The 22,955-nt window shown below is 36.0% G+C and carries 23 protein-coding genes and 2 tRNA genes; 18 read left to right on the forward strand and 7 right to left on the reverse strand.

What is annotated here, in order from left to right:
- Positions 1 to 362 precede the first annotated feature (362 nt).
- Positions 363 to 707 carry a YggL family protein gene (locus HMPREF1052_RS00415; protein WP_005758457.1) on the reverse strand — a complete coding sequence of 115 codons (345 nt, stop codon included), beginning with the start codon at positions 705 to 707 and terminating at the stop codon, positions 363 to 365.
- A 24-nt stretch (positions 708 to 731) separates the two neighbouring features.
- On the reverse strand, positions 732 to 1,481 hold the full coding sequence (gene trmB, locus HMPREF1052_RS00420) for a tRNA (guanosine(46)-N7)-methyltransferase TrmB (protein WP_005758464.1): 750 nt from the start codon (positions 1,479 to 1,481) through the stop codon (positions 732 to 734).
- A gap of 137 nt (positions 1,482 to 1,618) precedes the next feature.
- Between trmB and mutY the strand changes: the two genes are divergently transcribed.
- The 5 genes from mutY to HMPREF1052_RS00445 all read left to right on the forward strand — a co-directional run bounded on the left by mutY (position 1,619) and on the right by HMPREF1052_RS00445 (position 4,529).
- Positions 1,619 to 2,758: an A/G-specific adenine glycosylase gene (gene mutY, locus HMPREF1052_RS00425; RefSeq protein ID WP_005758623.1), complete on the forward strand. Its 1,140-nt coding sequence runs from the start codon at positions 1,619 to 1,621 to the stop codon at positions 2,756 to 2,758.
- Positions 2,736 to 3,011, forward strand: a complete 276-nt coding sequence (locus HMPREF1052_RS00430; RefSeq protein ID WP_005758563.1) for an oxidative damage protection protein — start codon at positions 2,736 to 2,738, stop codon at positions 3,009 to 3,011. Before mutY ends, HMPREF1052_RS00430 begins: the two co-directional genes overlap by 23 nt.
- A gap of 16 nt (positions 3,012 to 3,027) precedes the next feature.
- A complete protein-coding gene (mltC, locus tag HMPREF1052_RS00435; RefSeq protein ID WP_040596128.1) occupies positions 3,028 to 4,095 on the forward strand; it encodes a membrane-bound lytic murein transglycosylase MltC in 1,068 nt (355 codons plus the stop codon).
- A gap of 280 nt (positions 4,096 to 4,375) precedes the next feature.
- A tRNA-Phe gene (locus HMPREF1052_RS00440) sits at positions 4,376 to 4,451 on the forward strand.
- A gap of 2 nt (positions 4,452 to 4,453) precedes the next feature.
- Positions 4,454 to 4,529 (forward strand) — tRNA-Asn (locus tag HMPREF1052_RS00445).
- A gap of 139 nt (positions 4,530 to 4,668) precedes the next feature.
- On the opposite strand, the gene HMPREF1052_RS00450 is transcribed toward HMPREF1052_RS00445, so the two are convergent.
- Positions 4,669 to 5,262 carry a YajG family lipoprotein gene (locus HMPREF1052_RS00450; protein WP_005758367.1) on the reverse strand — a complete coding sequence of 198 codons (594 nt, stop codon included), beginning with the start codon at positions 5,260 to 5,262 and terminating at the stop codon, positions 4,669 to 4,671.
- 149 nt (positions 5,263 to 5,411) lie between these two features.
- On the opposite strand from HMPREF1052_RS00450, the gene HMPREF1052_RS00455 reads away from it, so the two are divergent.
- The 12 genes from HMPREF1052_RS00455 (at position 5,412) to purB (ending at position 16,657) form a co-directional block, all read left to right on the forward strand.
- Entirely contained in the window at positions 5,412 to 5,723 is a 312-nt protein-coding gene (locus HMPREF1052_RS00455) for a BolA family protein (protein ID WP_005758478.1), read from the forward strand.
- A gap of 336 nt (positions 5,724 to 6,059) precedes the next feature.
- The gene (locus HMPREF1052_RS00460) at positions 6,060 to 7,403 is read left to right on the forward strand and encodes a Na(+)-translocating NADH-quinone reductase subunit A (protein ID WP_005758601.1); all 1,344 of its coding nucleotides are present in this window, start codon (positions 6,060 to 6,062) and stop codon (positions 7,401 to 7,403) included.
- A gap of 1 nt (position 7,404) precedes the next feature.
- Positions 7,405 to 8,640, forward strand: coding sequence for an NADH:ubiquinone reductase (Na(+)-transporting) subunit B (locus HMPREF1052_RS00465; protein ID WP_005758429.1), 1,236 nt, complete (start codon positions 7,405 to 7,407; stop codon positions 8,638 to 8,640).
- On the forward strand, positions 8,633 to 9,367 hold the full coding sequence (locus HMPREF1052_RS00470; RefSeq protein WP_005758570.1) for a Na(+)-translocating NADH-quinone reductase subunit C: 735 nt from the start codon (positions 8,633 to 8,635) through the stop codon (positions 9,365 to 9,367). Before HMPREF1052_RS00465 ends, HMPREF1052_RS00470 begins: the two co-directional genes overlap by 8 nt.
- Positions 9,367 to 9,996 (forward strand): NADH:ubiquinone reductase (Na(+)-transporting) subunit D, encoded by a 630-nt coding sequence (locus HMPREF1052_RS00475; protein ID WP_005758605.1) that lies wholly within the window; start codon positions 9,367 to 9,369, stop codon positions 9,994 to 9,996. The genes HMPREF1052_RS00470 and HMPREF1052_RS00475 overlap by 1 nt, the downstream gene beginning before the upstream one ends.
- Before the next feature lie 3 nt (positions 9,997 to 9,999).
- Positions 10,000 to 10,596: an NADH:ubiquinone reductase (Na(+)-transporting) subunit E gene (nqrE, locus tag HMPREF1052_RS00480; protein WP_005758556.1), complete on the forward strand. Its 597-nt coding sequence runs from the start codon at positions 10,000 to 10,002 to the stop codon at positions 10,594 to 10,596.
- Positions 10,597 to 10,608: 12 nt separating this feature from the next.
- A complete protein-coding gene (nqrF, locus tag HMPREF1052_RS00485) occupies positions 10,609 to 11,844 on the forward strand; it encodes an NADH:ubiquinone reductase (Na(+)-transporting) subunit F (RefSeq protein ID WP_005758408.1) in 1,236 nt (411 codons plus the stop codon).
- 93 nt (positions 11,845 to 11,937) lie between these two features.
- Positions 11,938 to 12,984, forward strand: coding sequence for an FAD:protein FMN transferase (locus tag HMPREF1052_RS00490; RefSeq protein ID WP_005758356.1), 1,047 nt, complete (start codon positions 11,938 to 11,940; stop codon positions 12,982 to 12,984).
- Positions 12,985 to 12,994: 10 nt separating this feature from the next.
- Positions 12,995 to 13,240: a (Na+)-NQR maturation NqrM gene (gene nqrM / locus HMPREF1052_RS00495; RefSeq protein WP_005758450.1), complete on the forward strand. Its 246-nt coding sequence runs from the start codon at positions 12,995 to 12,997 to the stop codon at positions 13,238 to 13,240.
- Positions 13,241 to 13,345: 105 nt separating this feature from the next.
- Positions 13,346 to 14,515, forward strand: a complete 1,170-nt coding sequence (gene mnmA / locus HMPREF1052_RS00500) for a tRNA 2-thiouridine(34) synthase MnmA (protein ID WP_005758590.1) — start codon at positions 13,346 to 13,348, stop codon at positions 14,513 to 14,515.
- Positions 14,516 to 14,652: 137 nt separating this feature from the next.
- Positions 14,653 to 15,267, forward strand: coding sequence for a high frequency lysogenization protein HflD (gene hflD, locus HMPREF1052_RS00505; protein ID WP_005758580.1), 615 nt, complete (start codon positions 14,653 to 14,655; stop codon positions 15,265 to 15,267).
- A 22-nt stretch (positions 15,268 to 15,289) separates the two neighbouring features.
- On the forward strand, positions 15,290 to 16,657 hold the full coding sequence (gene purB / locus HMPREF1052_RS00510; protein ID WP_005758396.1) for an adenylosuccinate lyase: 1,368 nt from the start codon (positions 15,290 to 15,292) through the stop codon (positions 16,655 to 16,657).
- A 120-nt stretch (positions 16,658 to 16,777) separates the two neighbouring features.
- On the opposite strand, the gene srmB is transcribed toward purB, so the two are convergent.
- On the reverse strand, positions 16,778 to 18,115 hold the full coding sequence (srmB, locus tag HMPREF1052_RS00515; RefSeq protein WP_005758561.1) for an ATP-dependent RNA helicase SrmB: 1,338 nt from the start codon (positions 18,113 to 18,115) through the stop codon (positions 16,778 to 16,780).
- A 131-nt stretch (positions 18,116 to 18,246) separates the two neighbouring features.
- Positions 18,247 to 19,902: a putative transporter gene (locus HMPREF1052_RS00520; RefSeq protein ID WP_040596121.1), complete on the reverse strand. Its 1,656-nt coding sequence runs from the start codon at positions 19,900 to 19,902 to the stop codon at positions 18,247 to 18,249.
- A 175-nt stretch (positions 19,903 to 20,077) separates the two neighbouring features.
- Between HMPREF1052_RS00520 and HMPREF1052_RS00525 the strand changes: the two genes are divergently transcribed.
- Positions 20,078 to 21,862 carry an ABC transporter ATP-binding protein/permease gene (locus tag HMPREF1052_RS00525; protein ID WP_005758465.1) on the forward strand — a complete coding sequence of 595 codons (1,785 nt, stop codon included), beginning with the start codon at positions 20,078 to 20,080 and terminating at the stop codon, positions 21,860 to 21,862.
- Between the two features lie 103 nt (positions 21,863 to 21,965).
- Here the strand turns inward: HMPREF1052_RS00525 and ruvX are convergent, their stop codons facing one another.
- Together ruvX and HMPREF1052_RS00535 are read right to left on the reverse strand one after the other, a co-directional pair.
- Positions 21,966 to 22,385 (reverse strand): Holliday junction resolvase RuvX, encoded by a 420-nt coding sequence (gene ruvX / locus HMPREF1052_RS00530; RefSeq protein WP_005758551.1) that lies wholly within the window; start codon positions 22,383 to 22,385, stop codon positions 21,966 to 21,968.
- The gene (locus tag HMPREF1052_RS00535; protein WP_005758389.1) at positions 22,385 to 22,942 is read right to left on the reverse strand and encodes a YqgE/AlgH family protein; all 558 of its coding nucleotides are present in this window, start codon (positions 22,940 to 22,942) and stop codon (positions 22,385 to 22,387) included. The genes ruvX and HMPREF1052_RS00535 overlap by 1 nt, the downstream gene beginning before the upstream one ends.
- Between the last annotated feature and the right edge of the window lie 13 nt (positions 22,943 to 22,955).

Here is a 22,955-nt window from a genome sequence, read left to right on the forward strand (position 1 = left end):
ACAACGCAATGAACAAATAAAAACCAATCGACATCACCGCAAAGTGCGGTCATAAAAATAAAAATTTTTTGATGTTTTGGTAAAAAAAGATACCTAATAAAAGCGGGTATATAAGATACTTATCCGCGAAAACCTCGCCGATAAGTGAATTGGGCGAGATTTAGAGTAAAGAATTCAATCGGTATCGACTGTGACTGTCCAAAGTGTGTGTCCTCTTGTTACTAAATCGTCGCGAATATTACCCCTGAACAAACTATTCGTCAAGGTTAAGGTAGATTTTTTTGCTAGAATTTTGAATATTTATTTTTACTACAAAAATAAAGCCTTCGTAAACTAAGAAGGCTTTATGAGTTAGCAATCAATTATGCTTGTTTGGTAGGGTAATCCCACCAAATATCGAATAATTCACTGATTTCGATTTGTTGTAAACCATTTGTTTCTAACCAATTTTTTACTAATTGACGGTGGTTTTCATCACATTTGCCAAGTTTTTCTAAACAAACTAAACCTTCCCAATGTAAATAACCGCTACCTTCATAAGCTAAACCGTTTGGTTGGATAACTTCACTGATGAAACGATCAACAACTTCATCCACAGTTTCGATTGACGTATTGTCAGCGAATTGCCAATTTACTAAGAAACCTAATTCTTGGAATTCAGCAAGATGCATTTTTTTACGTTGTCTTTGATTACGTTTGATAGCCATATTATCTTCTCCTATGGTTGTTAGTTAATCTTTAATAAAATATAAATCCCACACACCATGTCCTAAACGTTGCCCTCGTTGTTCAAACTTGGTTAATGGTCGAAAATCTGGTCGTGGAATAAAATCTTGAGTTGTTGAAGTATTACGCAAACCTTGTGTATTTTTCAATACTTCTAACATATATTCTGAATAATTTTCCCAGTCAGTGGCCATATGAATAAATCCACCTTGATGCATTTTTTTCATCACGGCTTGTACAAATTCTGGTTGTACAATACGACGCTTATGATGTTTTGATTTTTGCCACGGATCAGGGAAAAAGAGTTGTAAACCACCTAAACTATTATCCGCAATACAATCACGCAGAATTTCCGTCGCATCATGACAAATCACACGTAAATTTTTAATATTTTTCTCAACAGCGTAAGCAATACAGGCTCCTACGCCTGGTGTATGGACTTCAATGCCAATATAGTTATACTGTGGCTGTTGTTCTGCCATTTCTACCAAAGATTTTCCCATCCCAAAACCAATTTCTAAGATTACAGGATTATCATTACCGAAAATTTCAACAAAATTAAACGGCTGATTTTGATGCTCTAAGCCATAATCAGCCCAATGATCATTCATTGCATTACGTTGAAATTCACTTAAACGTCCCGTACGTAACACAAAACTACGCACTTTGCGCTTATAACGGCCATCTTCAGTAAATTCCGCAATTTCCACTGTTTTACGTTTTTGATCAGCAAAAGTTGTTTTTTGTTCAGACATTTGTTACCCCAAAATTCTTCGAGCGTGGATTATAAGCGAAAATCACAAAGTGCGGTAACTTTTTAACTCATTTTTATCATTTTATTACATACTCTTGCATGTTAAACTGTCTCTTTATTTAATATTATTTAATTTTTATGTTAGCGCAATCCTCTCCTCAGGCACCTTTTGCTCATGCTGTCCTTACTTGGTATGAAAAATACGGACGTAAACATCTTCCTTGGCAAAAAAATAAAACTTTATATACAGTTTGGTTGTCTGAAGTCATGTTGCAACAAACTCAAGTAACTACTGTTATTCCTTACTTTGAACGTTTTATTAAAATTTTCCCAAATGTGACCGCACTTGCTAATGCACCATTAGACGAAGTCTTATATTTATGGACAGGATTAGGATATTACGCTAGGGCAAGAAATCTACATAAGGCTGCTCAAACTATCCGAGATCAATACCAAGGTGAATTTCCTACCGATTTTAATAAAGTATGGAATTTAACTGGAATTGGGCGAAGCACAGCAGGAGCCATTTTATCTTCTTGTTTAGATGCACCTTATCCTATTCTTGATGGAAATGTAAAACGTGTTTTAGCACGTTATTTTGCCGTTCAAGGTTGGCCTGGTGAGAATAAAGTAGAAGAACAATTATGGATATTAAGTAGCCAAGTTACACCGACAGAAAAAGTAGCAGATTTCAATCAAGCGATGATGGATCTTGGTGCCATGGTCTGTACAAGAAGCAAGCCGAAGTGTGAACTTTGTCCATTACAAACAAGTTGTAAAGCGAAAAATCAACAAAATTGGAAAGATTATCCAGGTAAGAAACCTAAAAAAGACTTACCTGAACGAGAAACTTATTTTTTATTGTTAGCTAAAAGCGGAAAAGTGCTTTTAGAACAAAGAAAAGAAACGGGCTTATGGGGTGGACTTTATTGTTTTCCGCAATTTAATAGTAAACAAGCATTATTAGATTATCTGAAACAAGAAGGAATTGATAAGTACCAAGAATGGACGGCTTTTAGACATACTTTTAGTCATTTTCATTTAGATATTTATCCTATTTATGCACAATATGATGAACATCCAAATTGGGATGAAGATTGTTCTCAATGGAAAAAAATTGAAGAATTTACCGCAGATTACAAAACAACTGTATCAACTGTGAACAAATATTGGTATGATCCTAAAAATCCAGTTCAAATTGGGCTGGCGACACCAGTAAAAAATTTATTAACTAAATTTCAAAAAGGACTGCATTATGGCAAGAACCGTGTTCTGTGAATATTTGAAACAAGAAGCTGAAGGCTTAGACTTCCAACTTTATCCTGGTGAATTAGGTAAACGTATTTTTGACAATATTAGCAAACAAGCTTGGGGAGAATGGCTGAAAAAACAAACCATGCTTGTTAATGAAAAAAAATTAAACATGATGAATGTGGAACACCGTAAATTACTCGAGCAAGAAATGATTAATTTTCTTTTTGAAGGCAAAGATGTCCATATTGAAGGCTATGTTCCACAATCTAACTCGTAAATAAATCACAATGAAAATCAGAAAATATTTACTTTTAGCGCTAATTCCTTTTCTTTATGCTTGCTCGTCGGATAACAGTAGCTTTTATGACGATGCATTTGCAAAAGATACTAATGGATTAGATTTATTAACAGGACAATTCTCACAAAACATTGACCAAATTTGGGGTGTGAATGAATTATTAGTAGCCAGCCGTAAAGACTATGTAAAATATACTGATAGTTACTACTCCCGTAGCCACATCGGTTTTGATGATGGTGTTATAACCATCGAAACTTTATCCGATGCAAATCATTTACATAGTGCTATCGTCCATACTCTGCTCATGGGTTCAGATGCTAAAGGTATCGATTTATTTGCCTCTGGTGATGTTCCTATTAGCTCTCGACCATTCTTAGTGGGACAGGTAGTGGATAATTTCGGACGTGCTATTACCACCGTGGATATTGCAAACAGTTTTGCAAGCTATTTACTACAAAATAAATTGCAGAGCCGTAAATTAACCAATGGACGCACTGTACAATTCGTGACAATTCAAATGATTGCAAACCACATCAATGTTCGTGCAAGAAAATACTTGTCATTAGTTCGCCAAGCATCTCGTCGTTATAGCATTGATGAAAGTTTAATTTTAGGAATTATGCAAACTGAATCCAGTTTTAACCCTTATGCGATTAGTTATGCTAATGCGATGGGGCTAATGCAAGTTGTTCCGCACACTGCAGGTAGAGATGTATTTAAATTAAAAGGACGCTCAGGACAACCAAATAAGAGTTATTTATTTGATCCAGGCAATAATATTGATGCTGGTACCACATATTTATGGATTCTTAAAAATGACTACTTAGCAGGTATTAGCAATCCAACATCAATGCGCTATGCTATGATTTCGGCTTATAACAGTGGTGCTGGAGCGGTATTACGTGTATTCAATAGTGATCCAGAAGAAGCGATTGATACGATTAACCGCATGCAACCAGAACAAGTCTATAGAATATTAACTACTGCGCATCCATCTTCTCAAGCGAGAAACTACTTGTTAAAAGTAGATAAAGCACAAAAAAGTTATCGCAGAGCACAATAAATAATAAAAACTCACTAATCAAAAATTAGTGAGTTTTTTTATAAAAAAATTTCTCAAAATCACACCGCACTTTTCCAAAATGTGGCAGATAGCAATAAAAATGAGTCCTTCATCTCAATGATTTTATAGCATAAAATAAATAAAAATTGTCGCTTTAATATACGCCTTGCACATTTAACAAACAATCAAACTAAAAAATACATTTTTTTTAAAATAGATGTTGACTTACCCACGAAAAAACGGTTTAATACGCCCCGTGTTAACGCGATGAGTGTTAAACGCCTCGATAGCTCAGTCGGTAGAGCAGGGGATTGAAAATCCCCGTGTCGGTGGTTCGATTCCGCCTCGAGGCACCATTTCCTCCTTAGTTCAGTCGGTAGAACGGCGGACTGTTAATCCGTATGTCGCTGGTTCAAGTCCAGCAGGAGGAGCCAAATTCTGAAAGGCTGTTAATTATTAAATTAACAGCCTTTTTCATTCTATCAGCTAAGTTGTATATACTGCCCTCTACAAATAAAAAGGCACAACTTTAATGTTGTGCCAAATAATTGCTTCTAATTGCTTCAAATAAAATTAATTTGAATATTGACGAATTGCATTACCAATTTCTTGATCATTATAAATCGCTGATACCACATCTTTTAATGCAGCACTCAATGATTTTTGAATATCATCATTACCTACAGTAAGTGCGCCTTCATCAGTACGAGATGCTCCCATATTTTTAGTAAAATTACCTTTAGCTCCTTGAACATGAACTTCTAATTGAATTTTAGAACTGATTTTATGGCGTAAATTTCCTTCCTCTACTTTTGCATAAAAGTCTTTCACTGTCACTAATACAGTTGTATTGGCTGAGTTTGCTTCAGATAAGCGGAAACCTTTACTATTTAAATTTTGTTGCATAACTTGTTGAAATAATGCTTCTACAGTAGGTTGTGCAGATAATGGGAATAAAGCACCATTTTTGGTATAACTAGATACTTCTTTTTGGCTACGACCATCTTTAGTAACAACATTAACAATCGCATGTTGATTACTTACATTTAAGGTCGAAGTTGGAGCTTGAGGAGTAAAAGTTAATGTATGACTTGGTGCCTGACAAGCAGAAAGAAATATAGTTGTAACAACAATCGCTGCTAAAGATAATGGTTTAGTAAATTTCATATTTATCCTTATTTTCATTAAGTGATGAGACTTCAGATTTTATAATAAGACAATAAATCTAAATTAAGATTCATTTATTCTTGCAAACTTATGCGAGAATGTATAGCCTTAACTCCCTCATGATTAATTATTTTTAGGAAAATTTGAGCATGAATAAACAACAAGAGTTAACACAACGCTTAACTCAAGCATTTTGTCCTCAATTTCTACAAGTAGAAAATGAAAGCCATATGCATAGTTCTAACCTTGGTGGCGAATCACACTTTAAAATTGTCATCGTTAGTGAAAAGTTTGAAGGAAAATCCAGAATTGCTCGACACCGTATGGTTTATCAATATTTATCTGAAGAGCTAGCAAAAAATCTTCATGCATTAGCTTTACATACCTATACTCTAATAGAATGGGAACAAAGAGGTAAACATCTACCCAAATCAACAAATTGCCTAGGCGTCAATAAATAATTACCTTAGGTTTTCTATAAAAAGCATTTAAACTTCCTCATATAACTAGCAGAAATGGCATATTTTAGTTAAAATAAGGCGTTTAATTTTATGTAAAAAATTATTTTTCATTGTTTTAAACAACGATAAAAATAAATTTTATTTTAAAACAATGAATTATCTAGAATTTGAGTTTTAATTTTATTTGGTTGGAGAACTATTATTGATGATTTATTGAAAAATAGATCAAAAATTCTTAGATCGAAAATCATTACTCAAGGCGAGGTTGCATGATTAATTTATTTTATAATTAATGGTGCAATCATATTTTTAATCCAACAAAAGTAGTGCAAACAAATGATTACGATTAAAAAAGGCTTGGATCTTCCTATCGCTGGGAAGCCAGAACAAGTAATCCGTGATGGTAATGCTATCACTGAAGTTGCTTTGCTTGGTGAAGAGTATGTAGGTATGCGTCCTTCTATGAAAATTCGTGAAGGCGATACTGTGAAAAAAGGCCAAGTTCTTTTTGAAGACAAAAAGAATCCTGGTGTATTTTTCACTGCACCTGCAAGTGGTACTATAACTGCGATTAACCGTGGTGCTAAGCGAGTATTACAATCTGTAGTAATTAAAGTTGAAGGTAACGAACAAGAAACTTTCACTAAATATTCAGCTACCGAATTAAATTCATTAAGCTCCCAACAAGTACGTAAAAATCTACAAGCCTCTGGTTTGTGGACAGCATTTCGTACACGCCCATTTAGTAAAGTTCCTGCGGTCGATGCGGTTCCAGCATCTATCTTTGTAAATGCAATGGATACCAATCCGTTAGCGGCAGATCCTTGTGTCATATTAAAAGAATTTTCACAAGATTTTACTGATGGTTTAACTGTTTTAAGCCGTTTAGTCCCAGAACGCCCATTACACTTATGCCAATCTGAAAATACAAATATTACAACAGCTAATTTAAGTAATTTGCAAATTCATCATTTTGGCGGTGTTCATCCAGCTGGTTTAGTAGGAACTCACATTCACTTTATTGATCCTGTTGGTTCAACAAAAACGGTATGGCATATTAACTATCAAGATGTTATTGCTATTGGTAAATTATTTACCACGGGTGAGTTATATACAAACCGCATTATTTCTCTTGCTGGTCCCCAAGTTAAAACGCCTCGTTTAGTTCGTACAATATTAGGTGCGAACCTAAGTGATTTAACTTCAAATGAGTTAAATGAAGGTGAAAATCGTGTCATTTCAGGCTCAGTATTATGTGGTAGTACCGCTGAAGGTCCACATAACTATTTAGGTCGTTATGCTTTACAAGTTTCTGTAATTGCCGAAGGTCGTGATAAAGAGTTTTTTGGTTGGATTACACCACAAGCTAATAAATTCTCAATAACACGTACAATACTAGGGCATTTTTCTAAAAAATTATTTAATTTTACTACCGCAGAAAATGGTGCAGAACGTGCTATTGTGCCAATTGGTAGTTATGAACGTGTAATGCCACTAGATATTCTCCCAACCATGTTATTACGTGATTTAATGTCAGGTGATACAGATAGTGCTCAAGCGTTAGGTTGTCTTGAGTTAGATGAGGAAGATTTAGCACTTTGTTCATTTGTTTGCCCAGGCAAAAATGAATTCGGTTCAATCTTACGCCAGGCATTAGATAAGATTGAGAAGGAAGGTTAAAATGGGTTTAAAATCTCTTTTTGGAAAAATGGAACCCGCGTTTTTACCTGGAGGTAAATACCAAAAGCTATATCCATTATTTGAATCAGTATATAGCTTGCTCTATACCCCTGGTACAGTAACGCATAAAAATACCCACGTACGTGATGGAATTGATTCTAAACGTATGATGATTACTGTTTGGTTAGCCTTATTACCTGCACTTATTTATGGTTTATTCAACGTAGGTGCACAAGCAATTCCTGCTTTAAACCAAGTTGCTAACTTAAATGATTTAGTGGCTAATAACTGGCACTACTCATTGGCTAACGCATTAGGTATTGATTTATCAACTAATGCAGGATGGACAAGTAAAATGGCACTTGGTGCAATTTTCTTCTTTCCTATTTATATCACTGTATTTGTTGTGGCAATGGTATGGGAATTATTATTCTCAATCGTGCGAGGACATGAAGTTAATGAAGGTTTCTTTGTTACAACTATCCTATTTGCATTAATTGTTCCGCCTACATTACCTTTATGGCAAGCTGCTTTAGGTATCTCTTTTGGTATTGTAATTGCTAAAGAAATTTTCGGTGGAGTAGGTAAAAACTTCATGAACCCTGCTTTAGCTGGTCGTGCATTTCTATTCTTTGCATATCCTGCACAAATTTCAGGAGATACAGTTTGGACAGCCGCAGATGGTTTTTCTGGTGCAACAGCGCTTTCTCAATGGTCTCAAGCTGGTATTAGCGGATTAAAACATACTTTTGATGGCACGCCTATTACTTGGATGGATGCATTCTTAGGTAATATCCCGGGCTCTATGGGAGAAGTTTCTACATTAGCTATCTTAATTGGTGGAGCAATCATCATATTTACACGTATTGCTTCATGGAGAATTATGGCTGGTGTAATGATTGGTATGGCTGCTACAGCAACTTTATTTAATGTTATCGGTTCTGATACTAATCCTATGTTCTCAATGCCTTGGCACTGGCATTTAGTATTAGGTGGATTTGCATTAGGTATGGTATTTATGGCAACTGACCCTGTATCTGCTTCATTTACTGATAAAGGCAAATGGTGGTACGGTATTTTAATCGGTGTCATGGTTGTTCTGATTCGTACAGTTAACCCTGCTTATCCAGAAGGTATGATGTTAGCGATCTTGTTTGCAAACTTATTTGCACCAATTTTCGACTATGTCGTAGTTCAAGCAAATATCAAACGTCGGAGAGCAAGAACAAATGGCTAAGTTTAATAAAGATAGCGTATTCGGCACGGTTACTGTCGTATTACTTTTAAGTTTAGTTTGTTCAATTATTGTAGCGGGTTCTGCTGTAGCACTAAAACCAGCACAAGAGGAACAAAAACAACTTGATAAACAAAAAAATATCTTAAATGTTGCAGGTCTCTTAAAAGAAAACGGCAATATTAAAGAAATTTATTCTAAATTTATTGAACCTCGTTTTGTTGATTTAGATACAGGTGATTATGTTGATTCGGCAAGTACTGAAGTTGAATTAATTCCTGCTGATTTAGATAAAGCAAAAATCCGTTCAAGAAGCAAAACAGCTGAAGTTTATTTAGTTAAAAATGAACAAGGCAAAGTAGAACAAATTGTATTACCTATTTACGGAACAGGTTTATGGTCAGTAATGTATGGTTTTGTTTCTGTCGCACCAGATGCAAACACAATTAAAGGCATCACCTATTACCAACATGGAGAAACTCCCGGACTAGGTGGTGAAATTGAAAACCCTAACTGGCAAAAACTTTTCGTAGGTAAAAAACTACTTGATGCCAATAACCAACCTGCAATCAAAATTGTAAAAGGTCAAGCACCTCAAGATGAGCATAGTATTGATGGTTTATCAGGTGCAACCTTAACTGGTAATGGTGTACAAGGTACATTTAATTATTGGTTCAGTGATAAAGGTTTAGGTAAATACCTTGAAAAACTTAGAGCGGGGGCTAAATAATGGCTGATTCAAAAAATAATTTAAAAGAACTTTTATTAGGGCCTGTTATTAAAAACAACCCAATTGCATTACAAATCTTAGGGATTTGTTCTGCATTAGCGGTAACAACTAAATTGGAAACAGCAGTGGTTATGGCAATCGCAGTAAGTTTAGTTACAGGTTGTTCTAGTTTCTTTATTTCATTAATCCGTAATTATATTCCGAACAGTATTCGTATTATTGTTCAATTAGCCATTATTGCTTCATTAGTAATTGTAGTTGACCAATTACTTAAAGCTTATGCTTATGGCTTATCAAAACAACTTTCTGTTTTTGTGGGGTTAATTATCACTAACTGTATTGTTATGGGACGTGCAGAAGCCTTTGCAATGAAAGTTCCTCCATTAGAAAGTTTCGTTGATGGTATAGGCAATGGTTTAGGTTACGGTACTATGCTAATTATCGTTGCATTTTTCCGTGAACTTATTGGTTCAGGTAAATTATTTGGTGTAACTATCTTTGAAACTATTCAAAATGGTGGTTGGTACCAAGCAAACGGTTTATTCCTACTTGCACCAAGTGCTTTCTTTATCATCGGATTTGTTATCTGGGGATTAAGAACTTGGAAACCAGAGCAACAGGAGAAGTAATCCATGGAACATTATATTAGTCTTTTTGTAAAGTCAGTTTTCATTGAAAATATGGCACTTTCTTTCTTCCTTGGTATGTGTACATTCCTTGCGGTTTCCAAAAAAGTGTCTACTGCTTTTGGTTTAGGTATCGCAGTAACCTTTGTTTTAGGTATTGCAGTGCCTGTTAACCAATTAATTTACGCAAATGTATTAAAAGACAGTGCATTAGTTGAAGGTGTGGATCTTTCATTCCTTAACTTTATTACTTTCATTGGTGTAATTGCAGGCTTAGTACAAATTCTCGAAATGGTACTTGATAAATTCATGCCAACTCTCTATAACGCATTAGGAATTTTCTTACCTTTAATTGCGGTAAACTGTGCAATTTTCGGTGGTGTATCATTTATGGTACAACGTGACTATAACTTTCCAGAATCAGTAGTTTATGGCTTTGGTGCTGGCTTAGGTTGGATGTTAGCCATCGTTGCACTTGCAGGATTAACTGAGAAAATGAAATATGCAGATATTCCAGCAGGTTTACGTGGTTTAGGTATCACCTTTATCACCGTGGGATTAATGGCATTAGGTTTTATGTCATTCTCTGGTATTCAGTTATAAGGAGTGGAAATAATGAGTGACTCTACAGTTTTACTACTCGGTATTGCCGCTTTTACTGTCATTGTTCTAGTATTAGTTGCGATTATTTTATTCGCTAAATCAAAATTAGTAGACTCAGGTGATATTACTATCGGTATTAATGGAGATCCAGATAAAGCCATTACATTACCCGCAGGAGGTAAATTATTAGGTGCACTTGCGAGCAAAGGTATCTTCGTCTCATCTGCTTGTGGTGGTGGTGGCTCTTGTGGTCAATGTCGTGTTATTGTTAAATCAGGTGGTGGAGATATTCTTCCAACCGAACTTTCCCATATTTCAAAACGTGAAGCTAAAGAAGGCTATCGTCTATCTTGCCAAGTTAATGTTAAAGGCAATATGGAAGTTGAATTACCAGAAGAAATTTTTGGTGTAAAAAAATGGCAATGTACTGTTATTTCTAACGATAACAAAGCAACCTTTATTAAAGAGCTAAAATTAGCTATTCCAGAAGGCGAAGAAGTCCCATTCCGTGCTGGTGGTTATATTCAGATTGAAGCTGAACCGCATACTGTGGCTTATAAAGATTTTGATATTCCAAAAGAATACCATGAAGACTGGGATAAATTTAATTTATGGCGTTATGTGTCAAAAGTAGATGAGCATATCATCCGTGCCTACTCTATGGCTTCATATCCAGAAGAGAAAGGTATTATTATGCTTAATGTGCGTATCGCTACTCCACCGCCACGTAATCCAGATGTTCCACCAGGACAAATGTCGTCTTATATTTGGTCATTAAAACCAGGTGATAAAGTCACTATTTCTGGTCCATTTGGTGAATTCTTTGCGAAAGAAACTGATAATGAAATGGTCTTTATCGGTGGTGGTGCTGGTATGGCTCCAATGCGTTCTCATATTTTTGACCAATTAAAACGCTTACATAGTAAACGTAAAATGTCATTCTGGTATGGTGCTCGTTCTAAACGAGAAATTTTCTATCAAGAAGATTTTGACCAATTAGCAGCTGAAAACGATAACTTTGTATGGCATGTTGCTTTATCAGATGCCTTACCTGAAGATAACTGGACAGGTTACACTGGCTTTATTCATAACGTGCTTTATGAAAACTATCTAAAAAATCATGAGGCACCTGAAGATTGTGAATACTATATGTGTGGACCTCCAGTGATGAATGCAGCTGTTATCAAAATGTTGAAAGATTTAGGCGTAGAAGATGAAAATATCTTATTAGATGATTTCGGTGGCTAATATTCACTGCATACGATAAATCAAAGCGGTCAGGTTTCTGACCGCTTTCACTATTTCTATGAATATAAATTTTTTAAAATTGAACCGCACTTTATGAAATTAAAACCAATAATTAGCTTACTCACTAGTGTTCTATTAACACTATCGTTAACTGCCTGTAAAAAAGATCCTGAAATTATTACCCTTAGTGGTAAAACCATGGGTACAACTTACCATATCAAATATATTGATGATGGCAGTTTAACTAAAACGGCAGAACAAGCTCATGAAGGAATTGAAACGATCCTGAAAGATGTAAATAATAAAATGTCTACTTATATTGAGACATCTGAACTCAGTCGCTTTAATCAGTATCGAGAAATTAATCAACCTATTGAAATTTCAGCAGATTTAGCTAAAGTTATAGGAGAAGCTATACGTTTAAACCATGTCACTCAGGGTGCATTAGATATTACTGTTGGCCCAATAGTGAATCTTTGGGGATTTGGTCCAGAGAAACGTATTGATAAACAACCAACTAGTGAACAAATAGCCGAACGTAAAGCTTATGTTGGCATTGATAAACTTAAATTATTACAGAATGCTGATAAATTTTTCCTTGAAAAAACCGCACCTGAGCTTTATGTTGATCTCTCATCAATTGCTAAAGGCTTTGGAGTAGATCAAGTAGCCAATTATATAGACAGCATTGGCGCTAAAAACTACATGACTGAAATTGGTGGTGAGATTCGTGCTAAAGGTCGAAATATTGAAGGCAAAGATTGGCAAATTGCGATAGAGAAACCCACTTTTGATGGTTCTCGCGCAGTGGAACAAGTGATAGGATTAAAAAATCTAGCCATGGCAACCTCTGGTGATTATCGTAATTATTTTGAGGAAAATGGTGTCCGTTTCTCTCATGAAATCGATCCTAAAACTTGTTATCCAATCCAACATAAATTAGCATCAATTACCGTATTATCACCAAGTTCAATGACTGCTGATGGCCTATCTACTGGTCTATTTGTACTTGGTGAAGGCAAAGCCCTAGAAGTGGCTGAAAAAGAAAATATTGCTGTGTACCTTATCATCAAAACAGATAATGGTTTTGAAGTGAAAATGTCTTCAGCATTTGATAAATTGCTAAATAGCAAAAACTAAGGACATTATTATGAAACTATTCTTAATTACTTTCGCTCTCTTCTTACTTATAATCTTAGCGATGGCATTAGGATATATTGTCAAACGTAAAGCCTTAAAAGGCAGCTGTGGTGGGATTTCCGCACTCGGCATGCAAAAAATGTGTGATTGCGAAGAACCTTGTGACAACTTAAAAGATAAAGTGGCAAAAGGTGAGGCAGATCCAAGTGAATTAGAACGTTTCAAAAAAACACCACAATTCTATGAAGTCAACTAAATCATTAGCGGCTTTAATTATCATCTCGGAGCGTATTTGATACGCTCCTACATTCTATTAATCTAACCAATGTGCTTCGCCTTAACCGAAGTTACGGGAGAAATTATGCAAAATACCAAACCATTACATTCAAAAACTTACGATACTCATTTTCCAAAACTCACACCACAACAACTTGCTGAAAATAAGAAAATTAAAGTTATTTGCGGTATGTCTGGTGGCGTTGATTCCTCTGTTTCCGCTTTCATTCTACAACAACAAGGCTATCAGGTTGAAGGCTTGTTTATGAAAAACTGGGAAGAAGATGATGATACCGATTACTGTACAGCAGCTGCAGATTTAGCAGATGCACAAGCGGTTTGTGACAAACTAGGTATCCACTTACATAAAATCAACTTTGCAGCGGAATACTGGGATAACGTATTTGAACATTTTCTCAGTGAATATAAAGCAGGTCGTACACCTAACCCTGATATTTTATGTAATAAAGAAATTAAATTTAAAGCTTTCTTAGATTATGCTGCAGAAGATCTTGGTGCTCATTATATTGCTACAGGTCATTATGTGCGTCGTTCAGGCGATGATAGCAATGCACGTATATTACGTGGTCTAGACAATAATAAAGACCAAAGTTATTTCCTACATGCATTAACTAAAAAACAAGTTGGTCAAAGCTTATTTCCTGTTGGTGAAATTGAAAAACCGATTGTACGTGCAATTGCTGAAGACTTAGGCTTGATTACCGCCAAAAAGAAAGATTCAACAGGTATTTGTTTTATTGGTGAACGCAAATTCAAAGACTTTTTAGCACGTTTCTTACCGGCTCAACCTGGGGATATTAAAACTACTGAAGGGGAAGTGATTGGTCGCCATCAAGGATTGATGTATCACACTTTAGGGCAACGCAAAGGATTAGGCATTGGTGGTATCAAAGGTAAGGATGAAAATGCTTGGTATGTAGCAGAAAAAGATTTAGCAAATAATGTATTAATTGTGGCGCAAGGTCATGATAATTCAGCATTACAATCCGTGGGTTTGATTGCTAAACAACTCACTTGGGTCAGCGAACAACCACTATGTGAACCATTACGTTGTACTGTAAAAACACGTTATCGTCAAACAGATATTCCTTGTTTAGTGACACCAACAAACGAGGATACCGTAGAAGTTCGTTTTGATGAACCACAAATTGCTGTAACTCCTGGACAATCTGCAGTGTTCTATCAAGGTGAAGAATGTCTTGGTGGTGGAGTCATTGAACAACAAATCAAATAATTTCAAAGTGCGGTTAAAATTTCTTAAATTTCTACCGCACTTTTATTGTTACAACATCAAGACTCAAGGGTACAACTTTAAAATAAGCTGAATAAATGCTATATTAACAACTCATTTTTAAGTTACTTTATAAAAATATGGCAAGCAATTACTATGAAGTGACCTTAGCCTTAGCTGGGGTCTGTCAAGCAGCAAAATTAGTCCAACAATTTGCATCAGAAGGACAAGCAGAGAGTGAGTCATTTAAAACTTCACTATACTCGCTTCTGCAAACTGCACCAGAAAATATATTAGCCGTATATGGTGGACATGAACGTAATTTAAAACTAGGTTTAGAGACTCTACTCGAACAACTCAATGGTAGCCCCGAAGATCTTACTCGTTACTGGTTAAGCATTTTGGCTTTATCAGGTAAATTAGAAAAATCTGCTTCTGCTAAAGCAGAACTTTCACGCCGCATTCAATATTTGCCAACCCAGTTAGAACATTATGATTTATTTGATGATCAGATGTTATCCAATATTGCCAGTATGTATGTAGATATCATTAGCCCGCTGGGCAATAAAATCCAAGTAAAAGGCTCTTCTGAATTTTTACGCCAACAAGTTTTACAAGATCGTATTCGTGCATGCTTGTTAGCGGGCATTCGTTCCGCCCTATTGTGGCGGCAAGTAGGCGGCTCAAAATGGCAAATTCTCTTTTCACGCCGTAAGATTTTTAATATGGCAAAACAAATTTATTCATCCCTTTAATACACAAACGGAGCAATCTAATATGCAACTTAGCGCATTAACCGCAATCTCTCCTATTGACGGACGTTATCAAGATAAAACTGCGGCTTTACGTGGTATTTTCAGTGAATTTGGTTTATTAAAATTCCGTGTAACTGTAGAAGTACGTTGGTTACAAAAATTAGCGGCGACTGCACAAATTCAAGAGGTTGCTTCATTGTCAAAAGAAGCAAACGATTACCTAGACCAAATCGTTGCTAATTTCAGCGTTGAAGATGCACATCGTATCAAAGATATTGAACGTACTACGAATCATGATGTGAAAGCTGTTGAATACTTCTTAAAGGAAAAAAGTGAAGCGATTCCTGAGCTTGCAAAAGTCTCTGAATTTATCCACTTTGCTTGTACCTCAGAAGATATCAACAATCTTTCTCACGCATTAATGTTAAAAACTGCACGTGAAGAAGTGATTTTACCTGAATGGCAAAAACTCATTGATGAAATTACCCGTCTTGCTAACGAATACAAAACTATTCCATTACTTTCACGTACTCATGGTCAACCTGCCTCACCTTCAACAGTTGGTAAAGAAATGGCAAATGTGGTATATCGTTTACGCCGCCAATTTAAACAACTACAACAAATTGAAGTGTTAGGTAAAATCAATGGTGCAGTAGGTAACTATAATGCTCACTTAAGTGCTTATCCAAACATTGATTGGCACCAATATAGCGAACAATTCGTAACCTCATTAGGGATTAATTGGAATCCCTATACTACTCAAATCGAACCCCATGATTATATTGCTGAGTTCTTTGATTGTGTATCTCGTTTCAATACTATCATTATCGACTTCGACCGTGACTTATGGGGCTACATTGCATTGAATCACTTCAAACAACGCACTATCGCAGGCGAAATTGGTTCATCAACCATGCCACACAAAGTTAACCCAATCGACTTCGAAAATTCTGAAGGTAACTTAGGGGTTGCAAATGCAATTATGACTCACTTAGGTCAAAAATTACCTTGTTCTCGTTGGCAACGTGACTTGACTGACTCAACGGTGTTACGTAACTTAGGCGTTGGTTTGGGCTACTGCTTAATTGCTTATGCGGCGACTCGCAAAGGTATTAGTAAATTAGAAGTGAATGAACAGCATTTACGTGATGAACTAGACCAAAACTGGGAAGTTTTGGCAGAGCCAATTCAAACTGTCATGCGTCGTTATGGAATCGAAAAACCATATGAAAAGTTAAAAGAGCTAACTCGAGGTAAACGAGTGGATGCGGCAGCAATGAAATCTTTCATTGAAAAACTTGAAATTCCTGCAGAAGAAAAAGCTCGTTTACAACAATTAACACCTGCGACCTATATTGGTGCGGCTATTCAGTTAGTTGAAAAACTATAATATCAAATAAAAAAGTGCGGTGAGATTCTGAAAAATTTTCTAAAATCTTACCGCACTTTTGTTGGCCATTTATATAACCATGTTAAAACATTTGTATATTGATGCAGATATGCTTATTAATTAGTTTTGAGCCGCTTTTTCTGCTTCAACCAGCGCTTTAGGTTTGCGTCGTTTACCAATATTTTTAGTATCTTTATGACGTAATTTCTCTTTTTTCTTAGCAGCGATTCTCTTTTCTTCTTTTTTCGCCTTAATACGAGCTTTTTGTTTTTTAGTCACAGTTTTGACTTCACCATCCTTTGGTGGATTAGTACGAGGCTCTAAACCTTCAATCACACGGGGTTTGAGTAGTTCTTCCGTATAACGTTTAATTTTACCTAATAATTTATAATCATGTCCCTCTACAAAAGAAACTGCTGTCCCCTTTTTACCCGCTCGTGCCGTGCGACCAATGCGGTGCAAATAGATATCAGCACTATAAGGTAAATCAAAATTCATCACATGACTAATATCTTCAATATCAATGCCTCTAGCAGCAACATCCGTCGCCACTAACACAGTAACAATACCATTTTTTAATTTATCAATAGCATTATTACGCTGTGTCTGTGCCATTTCGCCTTCAAGATAAGTCGCCCGAATTCCTCGTTTACGCAAAATTTCAGCTAATTCACGCACGTCCTCACGACGGCGCACAAAAACAATACCTTTAGTGACTTGTTCATTTTCAATAAAACGAGCTAATAACTTAATTTTGTGTTCATTATTATCAGCATGATAGTACCATTGGTTAATTTTCTTACGCTCACGGCGACTTGGTTCAGCTTCAATTTCTACAGGATCATTTAAAATGCGTTCTGCAAAATCCGCTAGTAACTCACCCTCTAAGGTCGCTGAAAATAAAAGTGTTTGTTTACGCCAACGGGTTTCAGCAGAAATTTTTTCTGCATCTTGTCCAAATCCCATTTGTAACATGCGATCAGCTTCATCAAGAATCAAAATTTCGACCGCACGGCAATCAAAGTTTTCTTCTTTAATATATTGCAATAAGCGGCCTGGTGTCGCCACCACAATATCTTGGTTTTTATTAAATATTTCTCCATGATTTTGATATGCGACACCACCAGTAATTGTCGCAATACTTAAATTTGTAAACTGTGCTAGCTCTTCTGCTTGTTGTGCAACTTGCATCGCTAATTCTCGAGTTGGTGTTAGGATTAAAATACGAGGGGCACCTGGTTTACGACGAGGATAATCTAATAAATGTTGGATAGCAGGTAGTAAAAATGCTGCTGTTTTACCTGTTCCTGTCGGAGCTGACCCCAATATATCACGAGCGTCCATGGCAGCAGGAATCGCTTCTAACTGAATGGCAGTTGGGCGAGTATAACCTTTTTTAGCTAAGGCTTTTAATAATTCAGGAGCAAGTTCAAAGTCTTCAAATTGTGAGTGTAGCATGAATTTTCTCAAATAATCTAAAATTAAAATTTTGGGGATTATACCGCACTTTGTTATAAAAGTGCGGTTAGATTAGAGAAAATTGTTTCTATAGAAAAATAAACGCACACATCAAGCGTGCGTTTTTAGGCTTAAGCTACCCACAATAAGATAGCAAGCAATTGAGGAGAAATAATTCTTAAAAACATAACGAGAGGATAAACGGTAGCGTAGGATAATGCGGCTGCCCCATTTTCTTCTTTAATTGAGTTAGCAAAAGCTAATGCTGGAGGATCAGTCATTGACCCTGCAAGCAAACCACAAATACTAAGATAATTCATTTTATTATAGAAATGAGCAATACAAGCGACTGTCATTAAGGGAATAAAAGTAATGAATACACCATAGCCCATCCATTCAAATCCTTCACCATCTATTAGCGTATGTAGAAAATTACCACCAGATTTTAAACCAACGACAGAAAGGAAAAGAACAATGCCCATTTCACGTAAGGCCAAATTAGCACTAGGTGGCATAAACCAATAAAGCTTACCTATTGAACCAATTCTAGCAAGAATAAGTGCAACGACTAATGGACCACCTGCCAAACCTAACTTTAATGCTACAGGAATACCTGGAAGGCTAAAAGGAATTGAACCTAATAAAACGCCTAAACCAATTCCAATAAAAACAGGTAACATTTGTACTTGTTGTAATTTACCTTTGGCATTACCTAATACCTCAATGGCACGTTCAATATCATGCTCATCCCCTACGATATTTAACACATCGCCGAATTGTAAAGCTGTCGCACCATTAGGCACTAATTCAACACCTGCACGGTTTAGGCGGGAGATAACGACATCATATTTTTGATCGAGGCTAAGTGACATTAACCGTTTTCCTAGCACATTATCATTGGTAACAGCGACTCTTTCTGTGCGAATATGCCCTTGAATCGCAGCTTTTTCTAAAGCAATTTCTTCACCAATGATAATTTTCATTTGTTGTAGATGTGCATTACTTCCAATAATATGAAGAACATCACCAACTTGTACGATAGAATCTGCTTTAGGAACAAAGATCTCTTCACCTCGTTTAATACGGCTACAAACAACTTGTTTACTATCAAAACCAGGTACTAAACGTAATTGAAGGTTATCTAAATTAGTGTTAGTAACTTTTACGTTAATTTTTTCTAATGAGGGTTTAGAACGCCCCGCTTCCAACTCAAAATGTTTGGCTTCAGCATCAATTTTAATTTTAAAGAATAGGCGTACTAACCACATCGTTAACAAAATACCACAAATACCAAATGGATAAGCAACAGCATATGCCATACCCATTGTTTCAGTAATATTAAGCATACCTAATTCAGAAAGAATTTGTTGCCCTGCCCCTAATGAAGGCGTATTGGTAACAGCGCCTGAATAAATACCTAAAATAATATCTAATGGCACGTCAAATAATTTATTAAGAACGACTACCGCCACTGCCCCTAAAATAACAATTAAGACAGCTAAACTATTTAATTTAAGACCAGATTTACGAAGAGAAGCGAAGAAACCGGGACCAACTTGAATACCGATTGTATAAACGAACAAGATAAGACCAAATTCTTGAACAAAATGAAGCGTATGAGGATCTAATTTAAGTCCATATTGGTCACTAAAATGCGACACAATAATGCCCCCAAATAATACACCACCAATCCCCAAACCAACTCCTTTGATTTTCCAATGCCCAATCCATAGACCAAGAATGGCAACCAAAGAGAGGATACTTATTGTTATCGATATATCTGACATAACTACCTACCTTGGGTTAATTTTTAACTGTTGGCTATTATAGCAAAGAAGTTTTCTAAGAATTTGATACGCCTCAAATATTCGCTAAAAATCTCAGCTAAATAACATTTTTCTTGCTAAATCATAGAATTTGCTCAAAAATAGTGACTTATTTTCACTTATTGTAGGAAAGATAATGAATTATTCTGAAGAATTATTGACTTCATTACTTTGGATTATAAAAGCCATTGGGATAACGGCAGTTATATTTTCATTAACCGTCTATATTTTAATCAAGACCACCCGTTGGGCTAGACAATTTTGGGCACTCTCAGCAAGCTATTTATCACCGAAACGTAGTTTAAGACCACTTATTTATTTTACAGTTATTGTTTTCTTTAACTTGCTCTCCGTTCGCTTAGATATTTTATTTTCAGAATGGTATAAAGCCTTATACAATGCCTTGCAAGAATCAAATGAAAAAGTGTTTTGGATTCAACTAGCTGTATTCTCTGTATTAGCCACTGTACATATTGCGAATATCCTATTGACCTACTACCTGACTCAACGTTTCATTATTCAATGGCGTACATGGTTAAATGATTCAATGGTAAATAAATGGACAAACAATCAAGCTTATTACAAAACACAATATGTTTATAATCAATTAGATAACCCTGATCAACGTATTCAACAAGACGTGCTTTCATTTGTTACTGATTCTATTGATTTTGCTACAGGAGTCATTTCTTCAGTAGTATCCATTGTGGCTTTTACCTCTATCCTATGGGGATTAGCAGGGCCAATGAGCATCGCAGGTTTCACCATTCCTCATGCAATGGTATATTTAGTATTCATCTATGTATTAATCAGCAGTGTATTTGCTTTCAAAATTGGTCGACCATTAATTCAGTTAAACTTTGCTAATGAACGCCTCAATGCAAATTATCGTTATTCTTTAATTCGCCTAAAAGAATATGCTGAAAGTATTGCATTCTTCCGTGGTGAACGGATGGAAAAAGTAGTACTAGGCAAACAATTCAGCCAAGTTATTGAAAATGTATGGCAAATGATTTACCGCACCTTAAAACTATCTGGTTTTAATGTGATGGTTTCACAAGTATCAGTGATATTTCCTTTCCTTATTCAAGCATCTCGTTACTTTAGTAAACAAATTCAACTTGGGGATTTAATACAAACAGCACAATCATTTGGACGAGTTCAATCTGCTTTATCATTCTTCCGCAACTCGTATGATGATTTCACTAGATATCGTGCTGTATTAGACCGTTTAACAGGTTTCCATGCAGCAATCAGCCAAGCAAATCAAACCTCTAAAACACAGATTGAAGATAGCGAAGGCACTGTTATATTTGAAAATTTAACGATCAATAAACCAACTGGTGAGGCATTAATTAAAGATCTCAATTTAACCCTAGCACAGGGAGCTACAATATTAATTAAAGGGCCTTCTGGTGCAGGGAAAACCACTTTATTACGTACTGTCGCAGGTTTATGGCCATATGCTGAGGGTTCTGTGCATTCTCCACAGCATCAAGCATTATTCTTATCGCAAAAACCTTATTTACCACAAGGTCGATTAATTGATGCATTATTCTATCCCGAAGTAGCGCCTAAAGAAGTGGACATTGAAAAAACAACGGAAATTATGCAGAAAGTACAATTAGGTCATTTAGTTGATCGTTTAGAGCAGCAAAATGATTGGACAAGAGAACTTTCATTAGGTGAACAGCAACGACTTTCCTTTGCACGGGTATTAATATATCAACCCAAAGTAGCGTTCTTAGATGAAGCCACTGCAAGTATGGATGAGGGGCTGGAAGATGCAATGTATCGTTTGTTAAAAGCAGAACTACCAAACACGACAATTATCAGTGTTGGCCATCGTTCAACTTTACAAACTCATCATAAACAACATTTAATTATTAACCCTCAGTCGCAAACTTGGGTATTAAATTAATCTTAACATCAAAGTAAGGCAGATCATAATCTGCCTTTCTCTTAGAAAAAAGTGCGGTAGATATTTATAAATTTTCTACCGCACTTTATCTCATAACATCTTGTTATTCGATGTGTTCCTCAAACCAACTTTCTAAAATTAAAGCGGCTGAAATACCATCTACTTTACTTTTGTTTAAGGCTTTATAACCACCTCGACCAAAAATTTCTGAACGGGCTTCCGTTGTCGTTAATCGTTCATCCTGTAACTCTACTGGAATGCCAAAACGACCATTCAAGCGGTTTGCAAATTTTTTTGCTCTAAGGGTAAGTGGTTGTTCTGTACCATCCATATTAAGTGGCAATCCAACCACAATAACCTGCGGCTTCCATTCTTCTAAACACTTTTCAATTTCATTCCAATCAGGTATGCCATCTCGTGCTTTAAATGCTGGTAAAGCCTGTGCGGTGCCAGTAATACTCTGCCCTACGGCACAACCAATGCTTTTAGTACCGAAATCAAAACTTAATGCAGTAAAACTCATTAGCAATATCCTGCTTGTGCAACTAAACTACTCGGTTTGAATCCCAACAATTGCTGTGCTTCTGCCCAACGGTTTTCAAAAGGCACATCAAATAAAACACGTTCATTAGCAGGCACCACTAACCAGGCATTTTCTGAAATTTCTTCCTCTAACTGACCAGGTTTCCAACTTGCACAACCCAATGCGACTAAATATTTAGTTGGCGCTTTCAGCGTACCAAAAGTGGTAATCACATCTTCAGAGGTGGTTAGCTGTAAATTATCCGTCACTTTATAACTATGTTCAAAATCCTGTTCTGTGGTGGTATGCAGAATGAAACCACGTTCAATATTTACTGGTCCACCAGCTAATACAAACATATCAGGGTATTGACGACCATCTGCCATCATGAAATTCAATTTTGCTACTAGCTCTGCAACACTTAAATCAGTGGGCTGATTCACAACAAGCCCCATTGTACCCTGATCATTATGTTCACAAATATAAATTACCGAATAAGCAAAATAACTATCTTGTAAATTCGGCATGGCAATTAAAAACTTATCTTGTAATTCCATCTTAGTCTTCTTA

The sequence above is a fragment of the Pasteurella bettyae CCUG 2042 genome, assembly GCF_000262245.1.
Taxonomy (GTDB): domain Bacteria; phylum Pseudomonadota; class Gammaproteobacteria; order Enterobacterales; family Pasteurellaceae; genus Basfia; species Basfia bettyae.